Origin of the sequence: Halomonas campaniensis (assembly GCF_002211105.1) — a bacterium.
Taxonomy (GTDB): domain Bacteria; phylum Pseudomonadota; class Gammaproteobacteria; order Pseudomonadales; family Halomonadaceae; genus Vreelandella; species Vreelandella campaniensis_A.
Genome location: NZ_JPUA01000003.1, coordinates 180,000 through 194,364 on the forward strand (window position 1 = coordinate 180,000; position 14,365 = coordinate 194,364).

Sequence of the window (14,365 nt, forward strand, 5' to 3'; positions counted from 1 at the left end):
TTTTTAAAGAACCGCCTTTAAAGTGAGAGGGTTTCGCGGAGGTGTTTGAATAGCTTGCGCGAGCTGGTGGGTGGTTTGCCCTGCTCGCGTTCCCGCTGGGCGTTGCGAATCAATTGACGCAGGCTCTGGCGGTCGGCATCGGGGTGCTCCGCCATAAACAGGTCGACAGCAGGATCGCCCTCATCAATTAAGCGTTCCCGCCATTTTTCCAGGCGATGAAACGCGTGGTCGCGCTGCTCCTGCTCCTGGTCGATGGAATCGAACACGGCTTGAATGGCGGTGAGATCCTCTTTACGGATTAACTTGCCGACATACTGCATATGGCGGCGGCGACCTTCGTGGGAGCGAATGCGCGAGGTTTCCTCGATAGCGCGCAGCATATCGTCAGAGAGGGGGAAACGGGCGCGTTCCGCCGGTCGCATGGCAATTAAGGTTTCCCCAAGTGCCTGTAAGGCATGCATTTCGCGTTTGAGTTGCGACTTGCTAGGGCGTTCTTCCTGCTCTTCTGTTTCTACGGGATCGGGACGTTGCTTACGCATAGTGTGACTCACAGACAAGATTCGTGGCGGCATTATACCAGCTGCGAGTACAACATTGATTCACCGAAGAGACTCTCTTGAAAGACATTTAGTTGAGAGACATTCGGTTGAAAAAGGAGGCCATATGGCACAGGCATTTGATGCATCCGCGCAGCAGTCGCTTTTGACCGCGCGCGCCGAAGAGGCGCTGGCACTGGCGAAGCGCTTGGGCGCTGATGCTGCCGAAGTGGGTGCAAGCGTTGACCAGGGCATCGGCATTAGCGTGCGCCTTGGCGAAGTTGAAACGGTTGAGTTATCCCGCGACCAGGGCATAGCCGTCACGCTTTACGTGGGCCAGCGTAAAGGCAGCGCTTCTTCCACCGATGCCAGTAGTGCTTCGATTCAGGCAGCCGTAGAGAAAGCGCTCTCGATTGCCCGCTATACCGGTGAAGATAAGGCCGCAGGGCTGGCCGATGCCGCGCTGATGGCTACCGAGCTGCCCGATCTTAAAGTGCACTACCCCTGGGCGCTCACTACGGACGAGGCGATCGAGCTGGCGCTTGCCTGCGAGCAGGCGGGGCGTGACGTAGACGGTATCTCACAGTCAGATGGCGCGTCTCTCTCCAGTGGCGAAGGGGTGCGCGTTTATGCCAATAGCCACGGCTTTTTAGGTACCCAAAAGGGCAGTAGCCACTCGCTTTCGTGCATGCTGATAGCTCAAGACGCCAGCGGTATGCAGCGCGACTACGACTATACTTCTGCCCGCAACCCCAAGGCGCTACGTGACCCCGCGGAGGTGGGGCGCGAAGCCGCAGGTCGCACGCTGCGCAGGCTTGGCGCTAAACGCCCACCCACGGGCACCTTCCCGGTGCTGTTTGACCCCTCGCTGGCCAGCGGGTTAATCGGTCACCTTCTCAGTGGATTGGCCGGTGGTGCGCTCTACCGCCAAGCCTCGTTTTTGTGTGACCGGCTCGGCACACCGCTGTTTCCCGACTGGTTTAGCCTAGAAGAGCGACCGATGGAAATTGGCGCCATGGCCAGCTCGCCGTTTGATGGTGAGGGCGTGCAAACGCGTAATAATCGCTTTATCGACCAGGGGCGCATTGCCAGCTATATGCTCTCTTCCTACAGTGCTCGTCGCCTTGGCATGCATACCACCGGCAATGCCGGAGGGGCGCGTAATGTGCGTTTAGCGGCGCCACTGCAATCACGCGACAGTCTGCTGCAGGAGATGGGGCGGGGGATTTGGGTAACGGAGCTAATGGGGCAGGGCGTCAACGGTGTAACCGGCGATTACTCCCGCGGTGCCGCAGGTTTTTGGGTCGAAAACGGAAAGGTGCAGTACCCCGTTGAAGAGTTCACCATTGCCAGTAACCTGGAGCGGATGTTCACTGGCCTCGTCGGTATTGGTGATGACACCGATACCCGCGGCAGTGTTCACACGGGTAGCTGGTTGATTGATGCCATGACCGTGGCGGGTGACTAGCAAGCACAAGCGACGGCTACTGATCCTCCTCAAAGCGGGCGTCGAACAGCGCTTGAATCGCTTCAAGCGCCTGTTCGGCATCATCGCCTTCGGCATTGATCTTCAGCTCGGTACCGCAAGGTGCTGCCAGCATCAGCAACGACATGATGTTGGCGGCGTCAGCGACCTGATTCTGCTTGTAAACATGTATTTTAGCCGAAAACTGTTGACCGCATTTGACCAGTTTTGTCGCCGCGCGAGCGTGTAGCCCGCGTTGATTGGTGAGTGTGAGTGTTCGTTCTGGCACCCTGGTTCCTTTTCGCCGAGTGGTGTCATTAATGGATAGACGCGTTTAAGAGGTCTCTCGCCGTTCGTTAGTTGGAGTAGAGCTGATAAGGGTGGCGGCTGACTGCTTGCTTAAGGTGTAGTGCAGGCCCAGTTCGCGGTGGCGAAGTTGAACTTCGCCCATGCAGGGAGCCAATTTTTCCGCTAACTTCTCGACCATATAAACCGAACGGTGCTGGCCACCGGTGCAGCCAATCGCGATGGTCATGTAGCTACGCTGGCTATTTTGGTAAGCGGGTAGCCAACGTTCCAGCCAGCCCAGAATGTCATTGCTCATGGCGTCAACGATCGGGTAGCTGCTGAGAAACGTTACAATGTCAGCGTCGCGACCTGTGAACTGGCGCAGCGTTGGATCCCAATAAGGGTTCGGCAGGCAGCGTACATCGAAAACCAAATCAGCGTCTAATGGCACGCCGCGTTTGTAACCAAACGACTCGAGTGTCAGCGTAAGCTTATCGCTCCGCTGATGCGCGACCTGATCGGTAATGCGACGGCGTAAATCGTGCACCGATAAACGAGATGTATCGATCAACAGATCGGCCAGGTCGCGAATATCCTCCAGCGTCTCCTCTTCTTTGTTGATCGCCTCTTCCAGCGTCATCTCACTATCCCGGGTCAGCGGATGGCGTCGCCGAGTAGCGGAGTAGCGCTCAAGCAGTATGCGTGCATCGGTGGTCAGGTAGATAACCTGGAAGTCGATTTTACGCTGGCGTAGCTCTTCCAACAAAGCGGGCAGGCGCTCTAGCGCGCCTGGCAAATTACGGGCATCAATGCTGACCGCCAAATGGGTGCGGTCACCCTGGTCGCGTATTTCGTCCACCAGCGATCCCAGCAGCATAGCGGGAAGGTTATCAATCGCGTAGTAGCCAAGATCTTCCAGCGCCTGTAGGGCGATAGATTTACCTGACCCTGAGCGGCCGCTAATGATCACCAGTTGCATAGAGTCTCTCTTTGCCTTGGTCAAGCTGCGTTGAGGGGGGAGCGAAACATATAAACCTGCCCTGACAAGCTTAAACAGGTTTTAAGACCGGTTAGGCCGCTGATTGCTCACGGATTTTGGCAGTGATGAGCTCAAGTAATTCACGCTGGCTGGTTGCTTTACGTAGTTGCTGCCGTGTATCCGCATCATTCATGATGGTTGCGACTTGGCCGAGCAATGAAAGGTGCGTGTCATCCGCTTCTTCGGGTACTAGCAGTACAAACACCAGGTCTACCGGGTCGCCGTCGATAGCGTCAAAATCAATCGCTTCTGACAGTTTTAAAAAACCAGCGATAGGGGCTGTGCAGTGGGGGCTACGCGCATGGGGGATAGCCACACCGTTTCCAATACCCGTACTGCCTAAGCGCTCACGGCCGATTAAACGGCTAAACACTTCTTGGCTGTCCAGGCTGGGTATATTTTGGGCAATAAAGGTGCTGTAAAACTCCAGCACCCTTTTTTTGCTGCCCCCGGGTACGTCGAACAGAACGCGCTCCGGGGGGAGTATGGTTTCCAACGTCATTGAATTAACGCACGCCTGCGCCTTGGGCGCGAGCTTGTGCTTTTTCCTTGTGTTTAACGAGTTGACGGTCGATTTTGTCCGCTAGGGCGTCGATAGCGGCGTACATATCACTGTCCATGGCTTCTGCATGTAAATCCGCGCCTGCGGCGTGCAGCGTACAGGCGGCCTGCTGGCGCTCTTTCTCCACTGATAAGGTGACTTGCACCGTGGTTATATTGTCGTAGTGGCGCTCTACACGCTCAAGTTTTTCGTTGACATAGTCACGCAAGGCGTCAGTCAGTTCTACGTGATGACCAGTGATATTAACTTGCATTGACGTACTCCTTATCCATCGGACTGTACTTCGATTGTAACCCTTTTTGCCGCGTTGCAAAGCCCTTGTCGAGAGTTTCCCTTAAACGGCATCAGGGTCTAGCGTAAACGACGACGTTCGCTGGAGGAGGGGATGCCCATGGCTTCACGGTATTTAGCTACCGTACGACGCGCCACCTGCACCCCCCCTTCGCCTAATAGCGTGACTAAACGGCTGTCAGAAAGCGGTTTGCCAGGGGGCTCCTCTTGAATGAGTTTTTTGAGCCGCGCGCGGATGGCGGTACTGGAGTGGCTGTCGCCATCCTGACTGCTCACTTGGCTGGAGAAAAAGTACTTGAGCTCAAATACGCCGCGTGGGGTATGAATATATTTCTGCGTCGTTACCCGTGAGATAGTCGATTCGTGCATCTCAACGGCTTCAGCGATATCAGCCAGTATCAGCGGCTTCATGGCCTCTTCGCCGTGCTCTAAAAAGCCAATCTGACGGGTGATGATTTCGCGACCCACCCGCAGTAAGGTGTCGTTACGGCTGGAGAGACTCTTGATCAGCCAGCGCGCTTCCTGCAGGTGCTCTTTGAGAAACTGGTTGTCATCGCTTTTGTCCGCACGCTTAATCAGGCTAGCGTAGTCGGGCTGAATACGCAGCCGCGGCAGTGCCTCAGGGTTGAGTTCTAAGTGCCAGCCTTCGTTATCGTGGCGGACGACTAAGTCAGGGGTCACATAGCTGTCGTCGGTGTCGCCATAGGCGCTGCCTGGGCGAGGATCCAGGCTGCGAATAAGTAGAATGACATCGGCCAACTGTTCGTCGTCGAGCCCCAGACGGCGTTTTAGCAGCCGCATGTCATCCTTGCCGAGCGCTTCAAGAAACTGACGCACCAGGCGGCGGGCGGGTACCAGCAGCGGCGTATCGTCGGGAAGGGCGGCTAGCTGCAGCATCAGGCATTCACGCAAATCGCGGGCAAATATGCCGGTCGGCTCAAACTGCTGTAGCTTAAGCAGTGTGGTTTCCACTTCTCGCTGACTAAGCCCATCAATACCCTGGGCTCGTAAGCCTTCGCGGATATCATTAAGCGGCTGAGTCAGGTAGCCGTTAGCATCTAGTGCGTCAATTAAACTCTCCGCGACAAGCTGCTCGCGGGGGCTAAAATCGGTCATGGCAAGCTGCCACAGCAGGTGCCCATGTAGGCTCTGCCCGGCCGCCTGACGCTCGAAATCGGGGCCTTCGCTGCTGCTGCCCCCCTGGCTACCCATATCTTGATAGGTATCGGACCAGTCGCTATCTACCGAGAGCTCCGTAGGGATGCTCTCTGACCACTCTTCTTCCTTAGGCTCGCTGACAGCCTGCTCACTAAATTCATCCTCCTGCTCCAGCATGGGATTGGCATCAAGAGCCTGCTGAATTTCTTGACGAAGATCCAGCGTCGAGAGTTGCAACAGCGCAATGGCCTGCTGCAACTGGGGCGTCATGGTCAGCTGTGTGCCGATACGCAGTTGGAGAGAAGCTTTCATGACCATCTGAGAACCACTCGTTAATCAGAAGGCTCCACACTAGTGCGAGTGAGTGCCTGGTGCAAGTGCAATAAGCATGCCATTGGTAGTAAAGTTGTTGCAGAGCGCTATTTACAGAGCCAAAAAATAGGTTTATGGGTAGGTGGTGATTGTAGGCACAACTGATTAGTTTAAAGGCGAAAATCAGCACCCAGATATACGTCTCTGACCTTCTGATTATCGAGAATGGCACTTGGTGAGCCGCTGGCAATGATTTGCCCATCACCGACGATATACGCAATATCGCAAATATCCAGGGTTTCACGCACGTTGTGGTCGGTGATCAGTACACCGATATGGCGTTGCTTCAGGGCACGGATGATAGTTTTAATCTCGCCTACCGAAATAGGGTCGACGCCGGCAAAGGGCTCATCCAGTAAAATAAAGGCAGGGTCAGTGGCCAGCGAGCGGGCAATTTCGACTCGCCTGCGCTCACCGCCTGAAAGGCTCATGCCGAGATTGTCGCGAATGTGAGTGATATGAAAGTCTTCGAGCAGTGCTTCCAGGCGCTGCTCCCGCTCGCTGCGATTAAGCTCTTTGCGGGTTTCGAGGATTGCCATAATATTATCGGCAACCGAAAGTTTGCGGAAAATAGACGCCTCTTGAGGGAGGTAGCCGATGCCCGCCGCGGCACGTTCGTGCATGGGGGCGCGGGTTAAGTCCCTGTCGTCGATGCCTACTTTGCCAGCATCGGATTTTACCAGTCCGACAATCATATAGAACGAGGTGGTTTTGCCTGCACCATTCGGGCCAAGTAGGCCCACAACGCTGCCTTGGCAGATCTCTAGGTTAATATCTTTAACCACCCGACGCCGTTTGTAGCTTTTAGCCAGGTGGTGGGCATAAAGGGTTTTGATCGGCGCAGTATCAGCAGTGGCCACAGCTTGGCTCCCTATTGTTCAGGCTGAAGGGTCATTCGAATGCGCTGGGGCTCGCTGCCGTCAACGTCAGAGCGTGCTTGAATCACTTCACGGTCAATAAAATACTCAAGACGTCCGCCGGTAAATTTATCCTCTTGTTGGGTCAATTCGGCTTGGTCAATCAACTCGACGCGGCGTTCCGCAACGTGATAAATGATCCGCCGTGCCCAACCCTCGGTGGGGCCCTCCTGGCCTTCACCCTGATGGCGCAGATAGGCGCGCTCACCGGTGGCTGTCGCTGTCGAGAGTTCACCTGCCTCGTTGCGTTTGACCTCTACCCGCTCGCCCCGCAACTGCATTTCGCCCTGGCGAATGTCCACGTCTCCACTATAAACGGCGGTACCCGCCCGTTGGTCGAGATCCAAACGGTCGGCCTCCACTTCAATAGGTGCCTGCTGTGAGGTCTGAGCCAGCGCTGTTAGCGGCATCGCGAGCGCAAAAAGGGCGGTGTAAACAAGTGCTTTCATGGCGACTCCTCTCTAGATTGCTTGGCCGGGGGGTGTGTGCCGCGTACATTATCCGTGAGGCGAACCCGACTATCGTTAAGCCACACGTCCATACGTGAAGCACTCATTTGTTGGGGCGGTTGCTGCAATATGACCGGTGTATCACTCCAGGCATGCTGAGTGACTCCATCATAATGCAATAGCTCGGTATCTAGCTGCCAACCTTCATCCGGTGCTATCAAGCGTGCCGAGCCTGACAGCAGCAGCGACTGGGTGGCGGTGTTGAGTGTGCCTACATCCGCACTAGCCAGCCACTGACGATCCTCATTGTCGTAAAGCAGCGCTTCGGGCTCTTCTGTCCAGGTTTCGCTTTGCTGAGGCGTATGGATAAGGCGCGGCGTTTTTAGCGACTGCAGGACGTTGCCATTATCACCGAATAAAGTGATTTCAGCATTTTCCAGTACGTGGCCTGGCTCTTGAGCCTGCGCTTCTGGATCAATACTGGTGTCTTTCGGTCCGCGGGGGTCAAGCCATACCAGTAGAGCCCCCAGCGCTATGACCAGCCCAGCTAACCAGATACGCACTTTAAAGCGTTTAACCATTTACGTGCGGCCGTGGAGGTAAGTGTCGAGCACCGCGCCCCAGTGCCCTTGGGATTCAAGCAGGGTATCGCAGATTTCGCGCACTGCACCGTGGCCACCCAGTCGTTCTGTGATCCAGTCGGCGTGAGTATGCATATAGTCTGGTGCGTTAGGGACGGTAATGCCAACGCCGCAACGCTTGATCGCCGCCAGGTCGGGTAGGTCGTCGCCGCAATAAGCCACCTGTTCCAGCTCGATATCGAGGCGCTGACAGAGCCCTCGCAGGGTGGCCAGCTTATCTTCACAACCCTGATGGACATGATCAATGCCCAGTGCGGCGGCGCGCTGGCTCACCATGGGGGAGTCGCGGCCGGTAATCAACGCTACATGTACGCCCACGCGTTTGAGAAGTTTTAGCCCATGACCATCCTGGGTGTGGAATGCCTTGATTTCGATTCCATCGGCCTGAAAGTAGAGACGGCCATCAGTGAGAACGCCGTCAACATCCAGCGCCAAAAGGCGTACACGGCGGAGACGGTCAAGTAGCGCAGCAGGTAGGGACATAGAGCCTCCATATCAGTAAATTGGTAAAGCCAGGCGGAGTAAAACGCCGGTAGGTTAAATAACGCCGCTGGCGAGCAGGTCATGCATATGTAGAGCCCCAATAGGGCGCTGTTGTTCATCGACCACCGCGAGCGCGGTAATGCGGCTCTCTTCCATGATGCGTACCGCTTCGGCTGCCAGGATGTCTGGGCCGATGCGTTTGCCTGGTCGAGTCATGACATCATCAACGCGCACATCGCGCAGATTATGGAACTGATCCAGCGTGCGTCGCAGGTCGCCATCGGTGTAGACCCCGGCGAGGCGCCCATCGCTATCCACCACGCAGGTAAAGCCAAGCCCTTGCCGGGTGATTTCCAATAAGGCATCGCGTAGTGGGCTGCCCAGTGCGACCTGGGGTAGTCGCTCGCCATCATGCATCAGGTCTCTCACACGCAGCAGTAGGCGCTTGCCTAAGCTTCCGCCAGGGTGGGAAAGGGCGAAGTCTTCAGCGGTAAAGCCGCGTGCTTCCAGCAATGCAACCGCCAGGGCATCACCCAGGGCGAGAGCAGCGGTGGTGGAGCTGGTGGGAGCAAGATCGAGCGGGCACGCTTCACGCTCAACGCCACTATTGAGATGCGCGTCAGCGTGTTTGGCAAGCGTGGAGTGGGGGCGGCCGGTCATGCTCACCAACGGGGTGCCGAGGCGTTTAAGCAGCGGCAGAAGGGCAGTGACTTCGGCTGTTTCCCCCGAGTTGGATAACGCCAGCACCACATCGGCGCGGGTAATCATGCCTAGATCGCCGTGGCTGGCTTCACCGGGGTGAACGAAAAAGGCCGGTGTGCCCGTGCTGGCCAGTGTCGCTGCCAGCTTGCCTGCAATATGCCCCGACTTGCCCATGCCTGTCACTACCACGCGGCCTTGGCAGGCGAGGATCAGCTCGCAGGCGCGGTCAAAGCTTTCGTCCAGTTTCGCCTGGAGGCCCCCAATCGCTGCCTGCTCAATTTGCAGCGTACGCAGTGCGCTTTCGCGTAGTAGGCTGGATGAAGCAGGAGGCTGGCGCATAGCGTTTTCTCTTAACAATTGAAAATGAACAAAGTGGTAACCGCCAAGAATAACATCTCGATACGCCTAATAGGCAGTAATTGAGGCCGTTACTCAAGGCGACTGGTGTTGACGAGCTACCTAAGGAGAGCCCATTCGCACCGTAATGTCTTGTAGCGTTATAGTACGATGTTCGATAATGTTTTAGAAACACTGTTTTCTAACTGCGGTCGCAGCAAGTAGGTTATGCTACTTGGTTCTGGCCGTGCCATGTTAAGAGTCAACTGATCCATGACAGATGCACCCTTTATAGAAATTGAAGAGCTCTATTTTTCACGTGGCGATCACGAAATTTTCCGTGGGGTGAATATGACCATACCGCGGGGGAAAGTGACCGCGATCATGGGGCCGAGCGGTACCGGTAAAACCACGCTGCTAAAGCTGATCGGCGGTCAGTTGACGCCGGAGAGTGGGCGAATACTGATTGATGGGCAGGATGTGCATAAGCTTTCGCGGAAGGCGCTATTCACGCTACGCAAGCGGATGGGCATGCTGTTTCAGAGTGGTGCGCTGTTTTCCGATCTGGATGTGTTTGAGAACGTTGCCTTTCCGCTGCGGGTGCATACGGATTTGCCCAATACCATGGTTCGCGACCTGGTCTTGCTCAAGCTACAGTCAGTTGGCTTGCGCGGTGCGCGACACTTAACACCTGCTGAGCTTTCCGGGGGGATGGCGCGTCGAGTGGCTTTGGCCCGTGCGGTCGCGCTGGATCCGGAGCTGATTCTGTACGATGAACCTTTCGTAGGCCAGGATCCCATCTCCATGGGGGTATTGGTACAGTTGATTAAGCGTCTTAACCAAGCGCTTCAGCTCACCTCTGTGGTGGTCTCTCATGATATCAAAGAGACCTTGAGCATTGCCGACTACCTCTACCTGATTGCCGATGGTCAAGTGGTGGCTCATGGCACCCCGCAGACCTTGGATACCAATGAAGACCCGCGGGTTAGTCAGTTTATTCATGGTGAGCCCGATGGTCCGGTGCCATTCCACTACCCCGCCGAGGCGTTTTATCGCGATATTCTGGGTGACGCCCCGATGATACAGATAGGTTAGGTGACCACGTTAGCGTCAATGCACACATGCAGGGTAAATAAAGGGCAGGGTTAATGCAGTCAAAATTCTCTAACAGCGCCGCGCGTATCACCCGGCTGGGGCGCCGGGGGTGCGACTTAATGGAAGCATTGGGTCGAGCGGGTGTGTTTCTATTTCAGTCAGCGGTGGGTGTGCCTTCCCGAGAAGGTTGGCGGTTATGGTTGCACCAGATGCACTTTGTTGGCGTGCTTTCGTTAGCTATCGTGCTGGTGTCGGGACTGTTTATCGGCATGGTGCTGGCGCTGCAGGGCTACACCATTCTGGTCGATTTCGGCGCAGAGCAGGCGCTGGGTCAAATGGTGGCGCTGTCCCTATTGCGAGAGCTGGCGCCAGTGGTGGCGGCGCTGCTGTTTGCCGGGCGGGCGGGCTCTGCGCTTACCGCCGAGATCGGTTTGATGAAAGCGACCGAGCAGCTCACCAGCATGGAGATGATCGGCGTTGATCCCCTGCGTCGTGTGGTGGCCCCGCGTTTATGGGCAGGCTTTGTGTCGCTGCCTATTCTGACGGTGGGGTTTAGCGTGGTGGGTATCTGGGGGGGCTACCTGGTGGGGGTTGAGTGGCTAGGCGTTTTTGAGGGTTCCTACTGGAGTAACATGCAGGCCAGCGTAGCCTTTGTCGATGATATTGGTAACGGCATGATCAAAAGCGCTGTATTTGCCCTGGTGGTGACCTGGATTGCGGTATTCCAGGGGTATGATTTGGTGCCGACTTCTGAAGGTATCTCGCGTGCTACGACGCGCACAGTAGTGTATTCGTCCCTGGCAGTGTTGGGGCTTGATTTTGTATTGACCGCCATCATGTTTGGCGGCCTTTAATGGCTGGAGCAGTTTCATGAAACGCAGTAAAACCATGGAGTTCGGTGTTGGCCTGTTTATGGTGGCGGGCATCCTGGGGCTGGTGTTCCTAGGCTTACGTGTTAGTGGACTGACGTTCTCTGCGCCCTCGCAGTCATTTCAGCTAGAGGCCAACTTTGCCAATATTGGCAGCTTAAAGCCCCGCGCCAGGGTTACTATGGCTGGCGTGACTGTGGGGCGGGTGGAGGCGATCGAGCTGGATACCGAGTGGTTTGATGCGCGGGTCGTGCTAAGTCTGGACAGTGAGCTTGAAGGTCAGCTTTCCAAAGACTCGATCGCCTCTATCCTGACGGCAGGCCTGTTGGGTGAGCAGTACATTGGGCTTAGTGTGGGCGGTGACCCTGAGATGTTGGAAGATGGTGACACCATTCGCGACACCCAGTCGGCGCTGGTGCTGGAAGAACTTATTCAGCAATTTGTGTCCAATATGGCGAGTAACTAGTGTTTCAAGTGGCAGGCACGAATCCAGTGTGATAATGGGCCCAGTGCAATAACGGGTAGGGAGATAATGGTGATGAATGGAGTGAGCTTGATGTTGGGTCGTTGGCTCTTGGTGATCAGTATGGTGGCAGCGTTAATGGTGCCACTGCAGTCCCAGGCGCAGTCCCAGACACCAGAAGCAAAGATTCGCGAGAACGTCGAGTCGCTGATGGCGGATCTGCAGGGCCGTAAGGATTATTATGCTAATAACCTTAGCGAGCTTGAGGCGTTAGTGGATAGTAATCTCGACCAAGTAGCGGACTTTCGCTATATCGGTGCCAGCGTAATGGGCAATTATTTCCGCAATGCTACCCCGGAGCAGCGCCGTCGTTTTGTGGATGTGTTTCGGCAAACACTGATCGATACCTACACCCGTGGCTTGGTGACGTTTGATTATGATGAGCTACGAGTGCTGGATTCCCAGCAGGCTCAGCGCCACGACGACCAGGCCAGTGTGGCGATGGAAGTAGTGGCCAGCGATGGCCAAGTGTACCCCGTCAGCTATAGCCTGAGGCTCTCCGACGGCGAGTGGCGGGTGGTGAACGTGATCGTTAACGGCATTAATTTAGGCCTGACGTTCCGCAATCAGTTTGACCAAGCCATGCGCGAAAACAACCGCGATTATGATGCGGTTATTGACGGCTGGTCGCCTGAAGTGGGCGTTGAGGAGCTTGAGCAGGGAGGCGATGCGTGACAGCGCTGTTTTCACGCCCCGGCGTCACGGTGAGTGAAGAAAACGCCACCCTGCTTGTGGCAGGCGATGTGGACGTCACCTTGGCGGCCGATTTGGCCGCCAGTGGCGTTAAATGGCTCAAGCAAACCGAGCTAACCACGATCAGTTTAGATTTTAGTCGCGTTGAGAAAGCCAGCAGTGTTGCTATCAGCGTGCTATTTGAATGGCTGCGTATTTGTCGGCAGCGCGGTATTCAGGTTCAGGCCATTCTTTTGTCAGCGCCGCTACGCCGCCTTGCCTCCCTGGCTGAGTTGGATGCTTTGATTGAGCAGCCAGCCACTACTCTGGCCGTTTAGCGCTGCGGCATCGCCAAGCGCACTGCTTTTCTTTATTATGTCGACCCAATTACGTTCATTAATAACGATGACCCCAAAGGAGTTCTCTGCGCCATGCAACCCAATGAGGTAAAAGCACTGCTTGAATCCCGTATCGACGGATGCCAGTTCCATATCCAGGGTGAAGGCTGTAACTTTCAGGTGATTGCGGTTGGCGATGCCTTTGAAGGTCTCTCTCCGGTCAAGCGTCAGCAGCTTGTTTACGCTGCACTGAGCGATGAGATCGCCTCAGGTGCGCTCCACGCTATTAGCATCAAAACGTTTACTCCGGCGCAGTGGCAAACTGCACCGGAAAACGTTCAATAACGGTCGCCCCATGGATAAGTTAATCATTACCGGCAACGGATCGGTAGACGGTGAAGTGTGGGTGAGCGGTGCCAAAAATGCGGCGCTGCCTATTCTGTGTGCCAGCCTGTTGGCCGATGGTCCCGTGATCATCGGTAATTTGCCGCACCTGCAGGATATTACCACCACGCTAGAACTGCTTGGCCGCATGGGCGTTGAGCCGGTGATGGGTGAGAAGCTGAGTATTCAGTTGGATGGATCCCAGGTGACCCAGTGCCACGCGCCCTATGAGCTGGTCAAAAAAATGCGTGCCTCCATCCTGGTGCTGGGCCCTCTGCTTGCCCACTTCGGTAAAGCCGATGTGTCGCTACCCGGTGGGTGCGCCATTGGGTCGCGCCCGGTGGATTTACACATTCGCGGTTTGGAAGGCATGGGGGCGGAGATTCGCGTGGAGGCTGGCTATATTCGAGCGCGGGTCGATGGTCGTTTAAAAGGGGCGACTATCTACTTCGATACCGTGACAGTGACCGGTACCGAAAATTTACTGATGGCGGCGACCTTGGCCGATGGCAAAACCGTTCTTGAAAACGCGGCCCGCGAGCCTGAAATCGTCGACTTGGCCGAGTGCTTGATCAAAATGGGCGCTAACATCAGCGGCCAAGGAACCGACACCATCACCATCGAAGGTGTCGAGAAGCTGCACGGCTGCGAACACGATGTCATGCCCGACCGTATCGAGACCGGCACCTTTCTAGTTGCCGCCGCCATGACCGGTGGGCGGGTGAAGGTCAAGCGTACCCGCGCCGACATCCTGGATGCCGTTATCGCCAAGTTGGAAGAGGCGGGTGCCGAAGTCACCAGTGGCGACGACTGGATTGCCCTGGACATGCACGGTAAACGCCCCAAGGCGGTCAATATTCGCACCGCGCCCTATCCGGCGTTTCCTACTGACATGCAGGCGCAGTTCGTGGCCATGAATGCCGTGGCTGTGGGGCACTCTCGGGTAGTCGAGACGATTTTCGAAAACCGCTTTATGCACGTTCAAGAGCTAAACCGCATGGGCGCCAACATCGTGCTGGAGGGCAACACCGCCTTGATCGAGGGGGTCGAGAAGCTTTCTGGTGCGCCGGTAATGGCCACCGACCTGCGTGCGTCTGCTTCGCTGGTGATTGCAGCCATGATGGCCGAAGGCGAAACGCTGGTGGATCGCATTTACCACATTGACCGTGGCTACGAGTGTATCGAAGAGAAACTGCAGCTGCTGGGTGCGCGTATTCGCCGTATACCTGGTTAAGTCATGCTATG

General features: G+C 56.0%; 19 protein-coding genes. 8 read left to right on the plus strand and 11 right to left on the minus strand.

What is annotated here, in order from left to right; translation table 11 throughout:
- Positions 1 to 17 precede the first annotated feature (17 nt).
- Positions 18 to 539 carry a ribosome biogenesis factor YjgA gene (yjgA, locus tag JI62_RS02015; RefSeq protein ID WP_088698560.1) on the minus strand — a complete coding sequence of 174 codons (522 nt, stop codon included), beginning with the start codon at positions 537 to 539 and terminating at the stop codon, positions 18 to 20.
- Between the two features lie 124 nt (positions 540 to 663).
- Between yjgA and pmbA the strand changes: the two genes are divergently transcribed.
- Positions 664 to 2,004: a metalloprotease PmbA gene (gene pmbA, locus JI62_RS02020; RefSeq protein ID WP_088698561.1), complete on the plus strand. Its 1,341-nt coding sequence runs from the start codon at positions 664 to 666 to the stop codon at positions 2,002 to 2,004.
- Between the two features lie 16 nt (positions 2,005 to 2,020).
- Here the strand turns inward: pmbA and JI62_RS02025 are convergent, their stop codons facing one another.
- From JI62_RS02025 to JI62_RS02070, 10 genes are all read right to left on the minus strand, one after another.
- Positions 2,021 to 2,290: an HPr family phosphocarrier protein gene (locus JI62_RS02025; RefSeq protein WP_088698562.1), complete on the minus strand. Its 270-nt coding sequence runs from the start codon at positions 2,288 to 2,290 to the stop codon at positions 2,021 to 2,023.
- Positions 2,291 to 2,335: 45 nt separating this feature from the next.
- Positions 2,336 to 3,268, minus strand: a complete 933-nt coding sequence (gene rapZ / locus JI62_RS02030; RefSeq protein WP_088698563.1) for an RNase adapter RapZ — start codon at positions 3,266 to 3,268, stop codon at positions 2,336 to 2,338.
- Positions 3,269 to 3,359: 91 nt separating this feature from the next.
- Entirely contained in the window at positions 3,360 to 3,830 is a 471-nt protein-coding gene (locus JI62_RS02035; RefSeq protein ID WP_088698564.1) for a PTS sugar transporter subunit IIA, read from the minus strand.
- A 4-nt stretch (positions 3,831 to 3,834) separates the two neighbouring features.
- Positions 3,835 to 4,143: a ribosome hibernation-promoting factor, HPF/YfiA family gene (hpf, locus tag JI62_RS02040; RefSeq protein WP_088698565.1), complete on the minus strand. Its 309-nt coding sequence runs from the start codon at positions 4,141 to 4,143 to the stop codon at positions 3,835 to 3,837.
- A 98-nt stretch (positions 4,144 to 4,241) separates the two neighbouring features.
- Entirely contained in the window at positions 4,242 to 5,657 is a 1,416-nt protein-coding gene (locus JI62_RS02045; RefSeq protein ID WP_088698566.1) for an RNA polymerase factor sigma-54, read from the minus strand.
- A gap of 164 nt (positions 5,658 to 5,821) precedes the next feature.
- Entirely contained in the window at positions 5,822 to 6,571 is a 750-nt protein-coding gene (lptB, locus tag JI62_RS02050) for an LPS export ABC transporter ATP-binding protein (protein WP_088698567.1), read from the minus strand.
- 11 nt (positions 6,572 to 6,582) lie between these two features.
- A complete protein-coding gene (gene lptA / locus JI62_RS02055) occupies positions 6,583 to 7,077 on the minus strand; it encodes a lipopolysaccharide transport periplasmic protein LptA (protein ID WP_088698568.1) in 495 nt (164 codons plus the stop codon).
- Positions 7,074 to 7,658, minus strand: a complete 585-nt coding sequence (lptC, locus tag JI62_RS02060) for an LPS export ABC transporter periplasmic protein LptC (RefSeq protein WP_088698569.1) — start codon at positions 7,656 to 7,658, stop codon at positions 7,074 to 7,076. The genes lptA and lptC overlap by 4 nt, the downstream gene beginning before the upstream one ends.
- Complete coding sequence (locus tag JI62_RS02065) at positions 7,659 to 8,201, minus strand: KdsC family phosphatase (RefSeq protein ID WP_088698570.1); 543 nt, start codon at positions 8,199 to 8,201, stop codon at positions 7,659 to 7,661.
- Between the two features lie 54 nt (positions 8,202 to 8,255).
- Entirely contained in the window at positions 8,256 to 9,242 is a 987-nt protein-coding gene (locus JI62_RS02070; RefSeq protein ID WP_088698571.1) for a KpsF/GutQ family sugar-phosphate isomerase, read from the minus strand.
- A 270-nt stretch (positions 9,243 to 9,512) separates the two neighbouring features.
- Between JI62_RS02070 and JI62_RS02075 the strand changes: the two genes are divergently transcribed.
- The 7 genes from JI62_RS02075 (at position 9,513) to murA (ending at position 14,354) form a co-directional block, all read left to right on the plus strand.
- Positions 9,513 to 10,334: an ATP-binding cassette domain-containing protein gene (locus JI62_RS02075; RefSeq protein WP_088698572.1), complete on the plus strand. Its 822-nt coding sequence runs from the start codon at positions 9,513 to 9,515 to the stop codon at positions 10,332 to 10,334.
- 53 nt (positions 10,335 to 10,387) lie between these two features.
- Positions 10,388 to 11,188 (plus strand): lipid asymmetry maintenance ABC transporter permease subunit MlaE, encoded by an 801-nt coding sequence (gene mlaE, locus JI62_RS02080; RefSeq protein ID WP_088698573.1) that lies wholly within the window; start codon positions 10,388 to 10,390, stop codon positions 11,186 to 11,188.
- Positions 11,189 to 11,204: 16 nt separating this feature from the next.
- Positions 11,205 to 11,669 (plus strand): outer membrane lipid asymmetry maintenance protein MlaD, encoded by a 465-nt coding sequence (gene mlaD, locus JI62_RS02085; protein WP_088698574.1) that lies wholly within the window; start codon positions 11,205 to 11,207, stop codon positions 11,667 to 11,669.
- 90 nt (positions 11,670 to 11,759) lie between these two features.
- Complete coding sequence (locus JI62_RS02090) at positions 11,760 to 12,401, plus strand: ABC transporter substrate-binding protein (RefSeq protein WP_088698575.1); 642 nt, start codon at positions 11,760 to 11,762, stop codon at positions 12,399 to 12,401.
- Entirely contained in the window at positions 12,398 to 12,736 is a 339-nt protein-coding gene (locus JI62_RS02095; RefSeq protein WP_088698576.1) for an STAS domain-containing protein, read from the plus strand. Before JI62_RS02090 ends, JI62_RS02095 begins: the two co-directional genes overlap by 4 nt.
- Before the next feature lie 93 nt (positions 12,737 to 12,829).
- The gene (locus tag JI62_RS02100) at positions 12,830 to 13,081 is read left to right on the plus strand and encodes a BolA family protein (protein ID WP_007114696.1); all 252 of its coding nucleotides are present in this window, start codon (positions 12,830 to 12,832) and stop codon (positions 13,079 to 13,081) included.
- A 10-nt stretch (positions 13,082 to 13,091) separates the two neighbouring features.
- Positions 13,092 to 14,354 carry a UDP-N-acetylglucosamine 1-carboxyvinyltransferase gene (gene murA / locus JI62_RS02105; RefSeq protein WP_088698577.1) on the plus strand — a complete coding sequence of 421 codons (1,263 nt, stop codon included), beginning with the start codon at positions 13,092 to 13,094 and terminating at the stop codon, positions 14,352 to 14,354.
- The last annotated feature ends 11 nt before the right edge of the window (positions 14,355 to 14,365 follow it).

Bases quoted from the DNA above. Each gene is read 5' to 3' on its own strand.
- mlaE (WP_088698573.1), top strand. From the start codon at position 10,388: ATGCAGTCAAAATTCTCTAACAGCGCCGCGCGTATCACCCGGCTGGGG.
- JI62_RS02075 (WP_088698572.1), top strand. From the start codon at position 9,513: ATGACAGATGCACCCTTTATAGAAATTGAAGAGCTCTATTTTTCACGT.
- lptC (WP_088698569.1), bottom strand. From the start codon at position 7,658: ATGGTTAAACGCTTTAAAGTGCGTATCTGGTTAGCTGGGCTGGTCATA.
- murA (WP_088698577.1), top strand. From the start codon at position 13,092: ATGGATAAGTTAATCATTACCGGCAACGGATCGGTAGACGGTGAAGTG.
- JI62_RS02100 (WP_007114696.1), top strand. From the start codon at position 12,830: ATGCAACCCAATGAGGTAAAAGCACTGCTTGAATCCCGTATCGACGGA.
- pmbA (WP_088698561.1), top strand. From the start codon at position 664: ATGGCACAGGCATTTGATGCATCCGCGCAGCAGTCGCTTTTGACCGCG.
- JI62_RS02070 (WP_088698571.1), bottom strand. From the start codon at position 9,242: ATGCGCCAGCCTCCTGCTTCATCCAGCCTACTACGCGAAAGCGCACTG.
- JI62_RS02065 (WP_088698570.1), bottom strand. From the start codon at position 8,201: ATGTCCCTACCTGCTGCGCTACTTGACCGTCTCCGCCGTGTACGCCTT.
- JI62_RS02090 (WP_088698575.1), top strand. From the start codon at position 11,760: ATGTTGGGTCGTTGGCTCTTGGTGATCAGTATGGTGGCAGCGTTAATG.
- JI62_RS02035 (WP_088698564.1), bottom strand. From the start codon at position 3,830: ATGACGTTGGAAACCATACTCCCCCCGGAGCGCGTTCTGTTCGACGTA.
- yjgA (WP_088698560.1), bottom strand. From the start codon at position 539: ATGCGTAAGCAACGTCCCGATCCCGTAGAAACAGAAGAGCAGGAAGAA.
- hpf (WP_088698565.1), bottom strand. From the start codon at position 4,143: ATGCAAGTTAATATCACTGGTCATCACGTAGAACTGACTGACGCCTTG.
- mlaD (WP_088698574.1), top strand. From the start codon at position 11,205: ATGAAACGCAGTAAAACCATGGAGTTCGGTGTTGGCCTGTTTATGGTG.
- JI62_RS02045 (WP_088698566.1), bottom strand. From the start codon at position 5,657: ATGGTCATGAAAGCTTCTCTCCAACTGCGTATCGGCACACAGCTGACC.
- rapZ (WP_088698563.1), bottom strand. From the start codon at position 3,268: ATGCAACTGGTGATCATTAGCGGCCGCTCAGGGTCAGGTAAATCTATC.
- lptA (WP_088698568.1), bottom strand. From the start codon at position 7,077: ATGAAAGCACTTGTTTACACCGCCCTTTTTGCGCTCGCGATGCCGCTA.